The sequence below is a fragment of the Nocardia sp. NBC_00416 genome (genome assembly GCF_036032445.1).
GTDB lineage: Bacteria > Actinomycetota > Actinomycetes > Mycobacteriales > Mycobacteriaceae > Nocardia.
On sequence record NZ_CP107932.1, the window covers coordinates 2014551 to 2029003 of the forward strand.

Consider the following 14453-nt stretch of genomic DNA (forward strand, 5'->3'; position numbering starts at 1 on the left):
CCTTCCCGATGCGGGGGGATAGCTCGGCGCCGACCAGGACATCGGCGAACCCAGCGGCGTGCTCGGGAAGGTCCGCGACCACACGGTCCTCCGGGCCTTCCGCGACCCGCATCCCCAGCACCGCGACCACTCCCGCGGGCGGCGACCATTCCTCGAAGGCGACGTCCACCCCGAACTCGTGCACCACCACCGTGCCGTCGGCGGCCCGCTTGACATTCACCGCATGCCCCCACTGCGGCGGCGCGCCGTCCACACCCTCGTACACCATCACCGCGACCATCGGGCGTCCCGTAGCCTCGACCCGCTCACGCACCTGAGCGAAGTCCGTGACGTCCGGATCCCAGCCCGCGCCCGCCGTTGCGGCGGCACTACCCAGCAGCACACCGCCCAGGCCCGCCTCGGCCAACCCCGCGGGCGGTTCCTGACCCAACTCCGCCCACATATCCAGCGCGGCCTTCGGCAGGCAATCCAACGGCGCGTCGGGAGCGTGCCCGACCAGTTCGGCCCACCGCTGCCGCAGCGACTCCGACTGCTCGTGAGGTGTCACGTCTCCGGACTCCACGAATGCCGAGCGCCGCGGCGGCGTCGGTGGAAGTGCAGTCGGCAGAGGCGGAGGCGCCGTCAGTTCCGGGCGACCGCCGAGAGGGCCGGCTTCCTCCGGACTCGGATCCCGGGTTCCGCCCGGCTGCGAGATCTCAGGTTGCTCGAGCACCACCCGGAGCCCACGCGGCACCGGGTAGCCGAGTTGCCTAGCGGCCAGGAGCGTCCTCAGCTCTTGATCGGTACCGATCGGCGCCGTCCGGCCCATCAAGATGCGAGATGTACGCCAGGTAACCCCGGCCAGCCTGGCGACATCGGCAAGTGTGGCCTTGACGAACCTGCTCGGGAACCAGTAATCGAGATCGAAGGCCGCCTCGAATACCAATCGTTGATTCCGTGTGGTTCCGCGCCCTTCCAGGAGCACTCGGTGCACCGTCTGCGGTGAAACTCCGGCCGCCGCCGCCACTTCCGCTTGCATCGGTTGCGGAACAAAACGTCCCGGCACGAATCGGTGGCCCGCGAAGTGCCCCGGCATGAACCTGTTCGCCGCATATGCCGGATCGATCGCGGACACCAGGTGCGACGGAATCGGGTGGCCCAACCACTGGGCCGCCACCAGAACTCGTTGTTCTGCCTCCTCGAGTACCGGTTCCTGCCTGCTGAGCACGGTAGAGACAGTCGATTGGTCGGTGCCCGCCAGCAGCGCCACATCGTATTGACTCGGCGCGTGATCGCGCTCGCCATCTTCGAGTGCGAGGAACCGATCCGCCACCTCGACGAATCGTTCCGGCAATTCGAGATCGCTTCCGGGCGCGGCGAGTGCATTCTCGACCCGGACCCGATCCACATCTCGCCAATCCACCCCCAACATGTCCGCCAATTCCCCGCGCAGCGCCCGCACCTGTTCGGCGCCCCTCCGATGCAGGGGCGAATACCAGGAGCCGATCCGGTCCGCTGCCCGGTACACGCGACGCCGGTCCGCCGGGTCGACATCGAATTCGCCTGCCAGTACTCGGGAGACGATCTCCGCACCGACGCCGGATTCATCGGCCAACTCGGCAAGCGAAGGTTGGGGGGCGAACAGCGTCTCGCCGCTGTCGCCGTCGGCGGCCCGATCCGGGAAGAACCTCTCCGCGGCGAACCTCGGGTCGGCGACATCCTCGAGATGGGCCGGAACGGGATAGCCGAGCGACCGGGCGGCGACGATGAGTCGTTGCTCGGCCTCCGAGTACTCGGGCACAGTTCGGTTGAATATGCGAGCCGCGTCGGCGGCGCTGTCCAGCCCCGCAAGTCGAACCACCGCCGCGCGCGTCGGCCGGGCGGGCAACAGTCCCGCTCGCGTCGCCGCGTCACGTACTCGGTGCCAGGCATCCAGAGAAACCGTCCGGCCGGCGAATACCCGTCGGACAGCGTCGTTCGAGACCTCCGCCGCCCGGGCGAGTTCGGCCACCAACTGCGGCGGCAGTCGCAGTTGCGCCAGCAAGGTCGGCGGCAACGGGAACCCGAGCTCGGTCGCGGCTGCCAACAGCGCGCGCATCGTGACGGCATCCACCAGGCGGACGGTGCCCACCAGGCGACCGCTCAGCGCCTCCTGAGCCGTCGTCAGTGGCACCCCGGCTCGATCGGCCACTTGATCCAGCCCTGCGCTGTCCGGGAGCTGCCCGTGGGGTGGCTCGCCGTCGGACCTCGCGGCCGACCCGTCGGCGGCAACATTCCTGAAATACCAGAAGTCGAGTTCCTCGGCGGCGACAAGGACCTGCTCTCTTGTTCTTTCACTGATGTCACCGACGCCCCTGATCGCCTTACTGACGGTTTGTTGCGAGACTCCGGCATGCGAAGCCACTTCTTGTTGACTCGGCTGGCGTGTAAAGGATCCGGGCACCAAACGCCCATCGACGAACCGACCGGGGGTGAACCTGTTCGCCAGAAATTCCGTATCCACTGCCGTGCGCAGCGCATTCGGGATCGGAGCGCCGAACCATTGGAGAGCTGCGATAACACGCTGCTCTTCCTCGGTGTAGGACGGCTCACTCCGCGCGAGCACGTCACGGACCGCAACCGTGGATACACCGAGCAATTTCGCAATATCGCTGACCTCGGGCTGCAGGGCGAAATCCGCTTCCTCGAATTCGAGGAATAGCTCGGCCATTTCGGTGGCGGGCCCCGGTTGGATACGCGGCAACTCGGCGCGTACGAGATCGTGGTCCACCTGCGAGGGTTCCACGTCCAAGATTTCGGCCAGTTCTCGGCGCAACACGTGAACTTGTTCCAGATCACGGCCTTGCAGCGGTGAATACCAGTAGCCCAGCTCAGCGATTGCCGCGAGCACTCTGCGCTTGGCCGCCGTGTCGCCGGCGATCTCCTCGCGGAGCACCAGGCTGACCATCTTCTGCGTCACTCGGGCAGCGTTCGCGACTTGCCTCTGATCGGGCTGATCCGTGAAGCCACCCGGTACGAATCGGCCGTCGTCGTCGAAGTGCGCCGGGGTGAACCTCTGCTCCACGAACATCGGATCGATCGCGTTCCGCTGCCGGTGCGAGATCGGATAGCCGAGCGCTTGCGCCGCGACCAGGATTCGTTGCTCGGACTCTGTATACGAAGGCCTGCGCCCGCCCGCCGCCGCCAACACCACGGTAGCCCGGTGCACACCGGCCAACAGGGCCACGTCCGCTACGGACGGCCGCCTCGGCAGCAGACCCAGCCGCGTCGCGGTATCACGTACCTGCTGCCACACCGCCACATTCGTTTCCCGACCGGCGAACACCCGACGCACACTGTCTTCGGAGACGCCCGCTGCCTCGGCGAGATCCGCCGCGAATTGTTGTGGCAACGAGATTTTGGCCAGTACCTCTGGTGTCAGCGGGAATCCGAGCAACGTGGCAGCGGACAGCACCACGTGCACAACCCGCGCGCTCATCTGCCCGCCGTTGAAGACTCGATGAGCGCCACCAGGGTTCACATTCGCGTGCCGCGCCACTTCTGCCGAGGTGACCGTCCGCGGAGGCGGAGTCAGGACCCTGATCTCAGCGGCGTACGGTACGCCGAGTCGGTCAGCGGTCGCCAACACCGCCTGCACTACCCGAGCGTCCCGGCTCTTGCCGGCGAATACGTCGCGGACCTGGGTGTATCCGACCCCGGACTCCCGAGCCACATCGGCCATCGTGTAGCGGCGCGCCGGCGGCGGCGCCGGCGGGAGCTGTTCGACGAGTTCAGGTGCGAGTCCGCGCAACGCATCGACCACCTCGGCGCGCCGATCCGGATTCACCCATTTGCCGTCACGTACCCGCCGCACGACAACCTTGGACGTCCCCGACGCCCGTGCGATATCCGAGACATTCCACCGAATGGGCGGCCGCAGCGCGGCCACCGGAAGCTCGAATCCGATTCGAGCAGCGGCGCCGACGACTCGGCGCCAGGTCGAGTGGGTGACACGCTCACCGTTGAGGAGACGATTGACCGCGTCGATTCCCACCCCGGCCTCGCGCGCCAACCGCTCTTTGGAAGGCGGCGGCAACGGTGGCGCCGCCAGCAACTCCTCCGGGATGTGGAAACCCATCCGGGCGGCCCCGGCGGCGATCTTCTCCCGGGACTCCGTTGTCGTCCGGCCACCGGTGAGGAACGCCCGCAGCGTACCCCGATTCACTCCGGCTTCCCGAGCCAGAACCGCCCATTCGAACTTGGGCGCGAATTCGTGGATCGACACCACAGCACCGTCACGGAACTCGAATTCGAGTTCCCGCATCACGGCCGATACACGATCCCGGACGGTGTCGGGAACCGAGTCCCCGCGAGCCATCCGCCACACCGCGTTGTGCGGCACGCGGGCGCGGCGGGCCACCGCAATGGCCGAAACGGGCTGCGGGAGCCGCGGTGTTCGCGCGACATCCTCGGCGAGTTCGAAGCCGATGCGGGCTGCCGCGGCGACCACCTGGCCGTGGACGCCGAGGCTGACCGCTTTCCTGTTCAACACAAGAATTGCCGCAGTGAGCGGGACGCCCGCAACGCGGGCGACGTCTGTCGCGGTGGGAGGTGTACCCGATTCGAAGATTCCGGCAGACGGGGCATCCGGTGTTCGAGTAACGGTCTCGTCCCGCGCCGCGCCATCCTCCGGCGGCGTCACCGGCTCGGTTCGGCCCGAACCCTGGGGCCGATCCTGTCCCGGTACCACCGATTCGGGCTGGGCCGGTGCGATCAACTCGACCAGCTTCGTCTCCGCCCGGGATCGCAGGGAAGCCGCGGCGCTGCGAGTGAGCATCATGGCCCGGCCTGCCGCGAGCAGCGGCTCTCCCCGCATCACTGTCAGATAGAAGAGGGTTTTGTCCCGCTCAGGGAGGGCCGCGACGGCGTTCGCCAGGACTTCGAGATCCCCGGCCACCGCCTGCGCGAGCTCCGGCGACAGCTTCGCCATCAACTCGGCCGCCGAACGGTCGCGCGCCGGCCCGGATTCCGGAAGCCCGCTGAACCATCCGTCGATATCGGCGACCGGCGGCTCCGGTACCGCGAGCAACGAGATCATCAGCTGGTCGACCACGGTGGCTTCGCGTTCGGCAACTTCGGCGATGCCCATGATCCCGCCGGCCTGTTCCGGGGAAAGGCCTCGCAGGAACCTGAGGTTGAAGTACTCGCGGAAACCGCCGGTCAGATTCCCCGCCGCGCGTTGAAGTTTCCCGAGATCACCGCCCACAGCGGCGACGACCTCGTCAGGAAGACGCTCGGCCACCAGCTCGCTCAACAATTCGTGCGCCGGTGTGCCGGGTTCGGGCAACTCGTTCAGCGAGATCTGGTAGCCCGCGATCACGGTATCGGCCAAGGCCCGAGCGGCGGCCGCATCCAAGATTTCCGGCGCCGACACCGAACCCAGCCTCCTGGCCCTGGACAGCGCCGAGTCTTCACCGGCGCCGAGCCCGTACCGCTGCCGCAGCCACTCGCGGTGAGGTCCGCGCAGACCCGAGTTCACGGCGCGTTCGATCGTCGCCGGCGGCGCCACAGCCACAGCGTGCGAACGCAACCCGGACGCGGCGGCCGCATCGGCATCCTCCCCGGCCGCATCGGCGCGTACCAACTCCAGGACCGCCGCGCGAACGCGCTCGGCAACCCGGCGCTCGATCGCCCTGGGCGCGATATCGAGCAGCCAGTCACGAATGTCGCGCCCCTCGGGTGGGTTCCACTGGCGGCGGTCCGCGGTGGCGAGCACGTCGTCGACCGCACCACGTGCCAACGTCACAGCCTGCGGATCCCCGATCATGGCCCGCACGGCCGGGAAGATCTGCCGGCCGAATATCTGTTGCAGCTGAACAGAAGCGCGCCTCGACGCTTCGGGATCTCCGGAACGCGCGGCGGCCAGCAAGGGCTGCACGCTTGTTCCCGCCGAGGACTCGCTGCTGCCCCCCGGGCCCGACGACCGGTTCGGGCCGGAGGTTCCGACACGGACCCTGCGGCGACTCGTCCGCACCACACCATCAGCATCGGCAACCTCCACACGGTTGCCGTCCGGGTCGAGGAACATACCGAAAACCTGTTCACCGTCCGAATCCGGCGACGGCACGAAATTGGGCCGGAACACACCCTTACCCGGATCCCGCAACTCGACCCGCACCCGACCCGACTCATCAACCCGACGCACCAACCAATACGCATGACCGAGCCGCCCACCCCTTCCGGAATGCGTCGGCTCGAACACCAGCAGACCCATATTCCGGCCACTACCCGGGACCTCCGCGTCACGCCGGGCACCCTCCTCCAACAGGAGCGCGACCCCCTCGCCGAGGTCGGTGAACTCCTGCTTGCGCCCGCCCATCGCCTTTTCGATAACGCCGACCAGCATCCCCCTGCTACCAGCCGTGAATCCGTCGAGATCCGCCCGGCCCGTCACATCACCGACGTCCCCCATCGTCAACGGCCCGCACTGGTTGCCCTCGTGCGGCCACGGATCCTTCGGCCGTCGATAGCCCGCTTCACCCTCGGCGACCGGTACAGGACCGCGCAGCCTGTCGAACAACCGAGACAGTGGGCCCCGGTTCCGATCTGCATCCTCGACCTGCAACCGGTTGATTTCGTGCTTCAACCCCCAGATCGCCATCGTCTCGGCGAACTCTTTCCCACCCAGTCCATGGGACATCGCGTACGCCACCCGCGACGGATCGGTCAACGGCAGCGACGGATCCAGCGCACCGGCCACACTCCCCTCCGCCAGCACCTCCTTGTTCTTCCACTCCCCTGACGGGTCGCCGTCCACGTAGACATAACGCGGAAAAACTGTGGACCATTTACGGAATTTGGATGACACCAACCCCGCGCGGCGATAAACTTTGTGGGCTGCTTTCATTTCCGTCTGCATAGCGTTGGCAGACGTGTTGATATTGTAATGGGTGTGGACCACATGCATCAATTCGTGGCGAAGGACATGGGAGACCATATCTCCCGGCGACCAGCCCCACCAGTTTCGTGAACGCATCCTTTCCAAGTCAATCGCGGACCGATTCTTGTGAACCACAATACTTCGATCGATCAAGATCGACTGGTAATAGTTCTGGTTCTCCATTCCATACCGAGTACCGGCGGCGTTCTTCTGCCCGGAAATACCTCCGAAACCGGCCTTTTCCAATTCTGCTCGGCCGACGAAGATAACTTCGCGAAGATTGCCCCTGCCGTATTCCGCGATCACCTCACGCGTCGTGCGAGCGGCGGACTCGATCGCGTCCAGGCGGACATCTCGCCCTTCCCAGCCGATGAAACGGACATGGTGATCGCGATACAGTTTCTCGACAACCCGCCGCTTCGCCGCATACTTTCGCGCCGATGCATCCGCCGAATCGTCGTCGAGAGCATCTCGAACCCGGTCGTGCACAGCGTGCGACTCCTCGAAGCGCGCCCAGACTTCCCCGTGCGCCTCCACTCCCGAGCGAGTAGCGGCCTTCAACAGGCTATGGACTTCCGCATCCACCGCGCCCGCGCTGTGCTGCGGACAATCCTCTTCGAACGGATCGTACGAGGCCGCAGTAGACTCTCTCTCCGAGAGTCGGAATTGATCAGATTCGACGGACACGTCCAGCGATCGGATGCCGGCGTCCGATGACAATCGCACCATCAGTTGCACCCTTGGACGTTCTATCAACTCCGCGAAGGTTTTGGGACTCTCGAGCTTTCCGGGCCGCAGAGCGCGATATACCTCGCGCAGATCGGCGATCTCCTCCGGCGCGGGGAAATCCGCGATGAATCGGAGAGTATCGAGCGTCGCACTCCGCGCGATCTTCATCGCGGCCTCGAGCTGGTGCGGGTCACGCCAACCCAGCTCACGCAGCTTGTCACCCAGTTCCGAAACGACCGTTTCCACCGTCAGCTCGTCGCCCCAACCGAACTTCACGGTAATTTCCGGCCGGTCCGCCGACAGCTTCCGAATCTTCCGACGAGCTTGCCGCAGAGCACGAGATTCGCTGGGGTCTGCGATAGAAATTCGGCTCTCGACTACCTCCTCGTGTAAAGCTATTCGCTTCTCATCGAAAAGGATTGAGGATTCCGACCTTTCATACCGATCATATGCGTCTTTCAGATCGTCATAGACGTCCTCGGAAACCAATTCCCGCAGTACGGCCAGTTGCGTCAAGGCCGTCGATCTCGACCTGGACCACAGCGCCCTACCGTCGACGCCTGCGGCTGCGGCAGCCCGCCGCAGCTTCCGCAACAAGCGCACATCCGAGTTCACCTCGTCCGCGTGGTACTCCAACAGGGCGTACCGCCGCGGGGTCACGTCCCTCGACGCCGCACCCAGTTCCTCGAGCCGGACGATCATCCGGGCGAGTCGGTGGTATCGGACCGTCGCCGCCCGCAGGTCCTCGTCGACACGGTCCGGTCCGAGCGCCTCCTGCGTCCGCCTCTCCCAGGCCGCCAACTCCTGCTCGAACCGATCCGACCTCAAGACCTCGAGATCGGCAGACGCCGCAGCAGCCAACTGCGCCAACACCGTCGCCTGCTCGGCCAGCGCGGCAACCGTCCCGTCATAGGCTGACCGCCATTCCGCCGGAACCACCGGATTCGAATCGGGCTCCCCGGAAGGGCTCTGCCCCGATTCCGGGTAAATCGCCCCATCCCCCGACCACGGAACCTCCTGCCCACCCCGGCGCGGCCTGCCATCCCGCCCCCGACCGTGAACATCACCGGACCGGCTCGGGTCGGAGGTGCCGACCCGGACCCTGCGGCGACTCGTCCGCACCACACCATCAGCATCGGCAACCTCCACACGGTTGCCGTCCGGGTCGAGGAACATACCGAAAACCGGCTCCCCAGCCGAATCCGGCGACGGCACGAAATTGGGCCGGAACACACCCTTACCCGAGTCCCGCAACTCGACCCGCACCCGACCCGACTCATCGACCCGACGCACCAACCAATACGCATGACCGAGCCGCCCACCCCTCCCAGTGTGCGTCGGCTCGAACACCAGCAGACCCATATTCCGGCCACTGCCCGGGTTCTCCCTGTCGCGCCGAGCACCCTCCTCCAACAGCCGGGCGGCAGCTTCACCGATGTCGGTGAACTCCTGCTTGGGCCCGCCCATCGCCTCTTCGATAACGCCGACCAGCATCCCCCTGATCCCGGCCTTGAATCCGGCGAGATCCGACCGGCCCGTCACCTCACCGACGTCCCGCATCGTCAACGGCCCGCACTGATTATCCTCGTGCGGCCACGCAACATCCGGCCGGCGATAACCCGCCTCGCCCTCCACAGCCGGCACCGGACCACGCACCACGGCGAACAATCGAGACAACAAACCCCGCGGCCGAGACCGGTCGGCCCGGTGCGCCCGCTCCCAGCCGGCCATCGTCTCGGCGTATTCTTTCCCACTCAGTCCATGGGACATCGCGTACGCCACCCGCGACGGATCGGTCAACGGCAGCGACGGATCCAGCGCACCGGCCACACTCCCCTCCGCCAGCACCTCCATGTTCTTCCACTCCCCTGACGGGTCGCCATCAACGTAGACATATCGCGGAAAACCCTCCGACCATGAGGGGAAATCGATGTTCAGATAGCCATGGTCGTAATAAACTTGGTGGGCTGCTCTCATTTCTTGCTGCATGGCGTCAACACGCGCGTTAATATTGTAATAGCAGTCGACCACATGGACGAATTCGTGGCGCAGGGTATGGGAAATCATGTCTCCCGGCGACTTGCCCCACCATTTTTGCGAATGATTATTTGCCAATGTCTCCGCGGACCATTTTCGGTCCGAAACGGCGCGCCTATCAATCGCAATCGACTGGTAGTGATTCCGGTTACCCTGTTCGAATCGAGTCCCACTGAGGTACGTCACGCCGCCCAAATTCGGGTCACCGTAACCGGCCAATTCACTCTGGTCTAGGAAATGAATGTCACGAAGGTTGAGCCTACTACCGTATTCCGCGATCAGTTCACGCATCGTACGATCGGCGGACTCGATCAAGTCCAGGTGGACATCTCGCCCTTCCCAGCCGATGAAACGGACATGGTGATCGCGATACAGTTTCTCGACAACCCGCCGCTTGGCTTCGAATTCTCGAGTCGACTCATCCACCGACGCGTCGTCGAAATCATCTCGAACAGGCTCATTCCCATCACGCACCTGCTCGAAACGCGCCCAGACCTCCCCGGCCACCTCCACCCCCGATTCGGCGGCAGCCTTCAACAGCTGGCGGACTTCCACCCCCACCGCATCGGCACTGTGCTGCGGAACAACCCCTTCCAACCACTCACCCAACTGTTTGACTGCCAGCTGCATAGGGCGAAGTTGATCGCATTCGACGGACAGGTTCAACGATCGGATATCAGCATCGGATGACAATTGCACCGTCAGCTTGACCTCGGGACTTTCCAACATCTGCTGGACGGTCGCTATCTCCCTAGAATTTCCAGGCCGATGGGCCTGGAAATTCTGCGAGGCCCAATCGAGCGACTGAACCGGAGCGGGGAAATCCGTGATGAATCGGAGAGTTTCGAGCGCAGCGCTACGCACAATCTGCATCGCCGCCTCGATCTGGCGCGGGTCACGCCAACCCGACTCGCGTAGCCGGTCACCCAGTTCCGAAGCGACCGCTTCCACCGTCCGCTCGTCGCCCCAACCGAATTTCACGGTAATTTCCGGTCGATCTGCCGATAGCCCCTCGAAAACCCCCAGAGCGCCGGATACTCCGAGGTTTTCCTTGGAAGTGCGGCGGCTCTCGACAAGAGAGTCATGAGCAGCGATTTCACTCTCGATACTAATGATCGAGTTCACTGCCGAGAAATGATTTTTCACTGCATAGTAAAGGACGTTATAGATACTCTCGGGAACTTTTTCCATCAGCACGGCCAGTTCCGCATCGGACCTCGACGGCGACAGCAACGCTCCGAGGTCGGCGCCCGCGTCCGCGGCCTTGAGCCCCAGCCAGCGCAAGACCGACTCGTACCGCATCGCGAGGTCGGCGTGCCGCGCCAACAGCTCGTACCGCTGCGGAGTCACGTCCTTCGACGCCGCGCCCAGTTCCTCGAGCCGGACGATCATACGGGTGAATCGGTGGTACTGGACCGTCGCCGCACGCAGGTCCTCGTCGACACGGTCCGCTCCGAGCACGTCCTGCCCCTGCGACCGCCCCTCCCGAGCCGCCAACTCCTGCTCGAACCGATCCGACCTCAACACCTCGAGATCGGCAGACGCCGCAGCAGCCAACTGCGCCAACTCCGCCGCCTGTCCGGCGAGCGCGCCGACCAGTCCCTCATAGGTGGCCCGCAAATACGCCGGAACCACCGGATTCGAGTCGGGCTCCCCGGACGGGCTCTGCCCCGACTCCGGGTAAATCGCCCCATCCCCCGACCACGGAACCTCCTGCCCACCCCGGCGCGGGCTGCCGTCACGCCGGCCTCGACCGGCCGCATCGCCGGGCCGCCCGCCGATCCGCGTGCGCGGCCGGGCTCCCGGCACGGCGGTGGCCGGGTCCTGGACCGCGGTGCCGTCGCCGTTGCGGAAGATGACGAAGGTGTTCTGAACCTCGTCTTTGACGCGGCCCTGAACGTGGGGGAGGTCGATCTCAGTGGCGGCGTACCGGCCGTCGGCGGCAGCGTCGGGCGAGTCGTGCTGGATCCAGTCGCGGACTCGCACAGTGCCGTCGTCGTCGACGTACATCTCGTAGGCGTGCGATCCGACCTTGTTCGGGTTGGCGGGGTCGAAGTGGGCGTATTCGTCGACCACCACGGCAGTGGGGCCCCGGCCGGGTGTCATCTCGGAGCCGCTGTCCCGCATGGCTTTCCACATATCGCGCAGCTGGGCCGCGATCCGGTCGTGTGCGGTGAGCCCGGAGATCACTTCGTTGACGAAGGGTTCCGGGTGCCAGCCCGCGCCCAGCAGTCCCGCGAGTTCTTCGGCTGTCCGGCCGTCCATGCCCGCGTCCTGCGGCTCGGCGAGGTTCAGCTCCGGCCAGGTCGCGCGCTGCGAGTTGACGACATGGGTGGTGCAGTTCGCCGGACCGCCTTCGAGGCGGTGGTGCAGCAGCGGCAGCTCGTGCGTGCTGATGTCCAGCTGCACCGGTTGGGCCAGACCGTCGGGGTCGGACGCGACGGTGGGCTCCCACGTGGCGGTCACGCCGGGTCGCTCCGACACCATCCAGAAATCCAGCGCGGTGCCGACGATATCGCCGGTGTCGGCGCCCGGCTGGGCGACCACTTCGAAGGTCGCCAGGGCAAGACCGTGCTGCTGCCGGTAACGGCGTTGCACGCCGATGATGTCGTCGAGGTCGGCGGTCAGCAGCTCGCCCGCCACCACGTCGAGGTTGTCGGCGCCGGTATAGACCAGGACGGCCTGGTTACCCTGCGGAACGAAACTGGCGGCCGCCGAACTCATCGACTCCGGTGACGAGCCGCCGCTCATCCGGCCCGTCACCCGCACGTGAACCCGGCGGGTGGTGTCGATATCGCCGAACGACAGCGCCATCCGCCGGGTGCCGGGTTCGCCGAGCAGGCCCAGCGACAGGGCGAGCACCGGCGGATGCCCGGGCAGGGTCGTGGCGATCACTTCGGCTTCCACCAGCTCCGAGTGCCTGGCTCGCAGCAGTTCCAGCTGTTCGGTCTCCGCCGCGGTGCGGGCGGCGGCCGGCATGGTCTCCAGCCTGTTCAGTTCCCGGGCCAGCAGCATCCGGTTGGCCCGGTCGCGCCACCGGCCGGGGGCGCCGGGCTGTTCGGCCAGCTTCGCCGGCGCGCCTTCCACCAGCAGGCGCCGGTTCTTCGGGTCGAGACGGTCCCACGTTTCCTGGAAGGCTTCGCGTTCGACCGTCTCGCCGTCGAACAACAGGTCCCACAACTGTTCGGCGCGGGCTCGCACCGCATCCGGATCCACAGGCAGCCGCGGCAACACCGGCCGCGGCTCGACCTGCAGCACCAGCTGGACCTGTGCCCGCAGCGCGGCCTGCTCTCCGGTCTCGTCCCGGTCGCCCAAGGGCTCCTCGAACTGCGCTGCGAGGGCGGCCAGGTACGCCTCGTCGGCCGCGGACAACGGCGAGCTGACGCGGCGCACCGCGGCGGCGCCGGTGGCGTCGGATCCGATCTGTTGTAGGTGATCGGACACTCGCTCGTGGCCCAATGCCGCGCGGACCAGCGCCTCGCTCTCCGGTCCGTCGACGACGAAATCGATGCGCGCGTCGACGTAGTCCTCGGCCAGGCGGGCCAGGTCCCGGGCCAGACGGGCGGCGTCGGTGCCCTGCCACACTGCCGCTGTGTGCGGCAGCCGGAAAGTGATCCCGTCACCGGGTCGCGTCTCGAAATCGTGGGCGAGGTTCTCGTGCGCCTGATGCAGCCCGGCACGCAATGTGTCCGGAGTCGACGGTCCGTGGGTGACGAAGACGGTGACCGATCCGCTGCTCTCGCTACCGCCGAGCAGTACCAGCGACCGGCTGTCCGCCGTCTGATCCAGCGGTAGTGCCACGGGCCAGACGGAGATGGGGTCGTGGCCTTGCCCGGGCGGCGAGAAGTACTTGGTCGCCCGCGAGGCTCGGGTCAGGACCGCCTGGAAGGCGTTCAACCGAATCGCTTCCGCCGCGTCACGTGTATCGGCGCGCCGTGCTGTCAGCAGCGCTTGCAGCGCGGTGGCGAGTTCGTACACTCCGACACCGTCGCGGTCGAAAACCAACTGAGGGTTCGTCTCGATGAACAGCGTCTGGTCGTCGAAATCCAGCGTATACAGCCACTCCGCAACCGCGTCCGGGTCGTCGGGATCGACCAGCTCCAGTTCCAGGGCCAGTCCTTGCGCGCGGTCCAACTCCGACCGGGACCGTTCCGTTTCCGACGGGCGGGTCAGCGTTTCGGGATCGAGTGACTCGTCGGTCGCGTCGATTCCCCCGGCCGCCAACTGCTCCCGCGCGATCTTCGCCACGGCGCGACCGTCCCCCAGCCCGACGACTTCGATCCGCGGCTTGCGGTCCGACCGGCGCGCCGCGTGTGCTGTTTCCACCTCCCGCACCAGCACGGTCGCGTCGGCGGTGTCCAGGTCGGTGTCATAGGGAGCCCGTCCGTGAGCATCCCTGTCGTCGTCGTGGCGGTACACCACGTACGCCGCGACCGATCCGCCCGCGGAAGCTTTCGCGATCAGGTCGGCGACCACGCCCGGGTGCTTGCCCACCTCGTCGAGATCGACGGCGGTATCGGCGACGACGACGAGCACCGTGGCCGCGGTGGCCGGATTGCCGTACAGGAACACGGTCCGGCCCCGGTCGCCCTCACCTCCATCGCGGTTGTATTCCAGCAACCGGACCTCACCGAGCCCCTTACGCTCGGCAGCGTCGTCGACCTGCAACAGCCGGTGGGACACCGCCGCGAGTTCGCGGGCGCGCGGTGAACTTCCCTGGGTGCCGAGCTGGTTGCGCTGCGCCCGCAGCGCCTCCCGGTTCGTCTGGTCGCGCACATGGGAATTCGAG

Annotated in this window: 1 protein-coding gene (only partly in view); it reads right to left on the minus strand. The window is 66.3% G+C overall.

Every position in this 14453-nt window falls within one protein-coding gene, locus tag OG804_RS08290, for a M3 family metallopeptidase, read on the minus strand. The gene is 122418 nt long; 74864 of those nucleotides lie to the left of the window and 33101 to its right, leaving coding positions 33102-47554 in view — codons 11034 (partial) to 15852 (partial); the first complete codon in reading order (the gene reads right to left) occupies nucleotides 14450-14452. Both the start codon and the stop codon lie outside the window.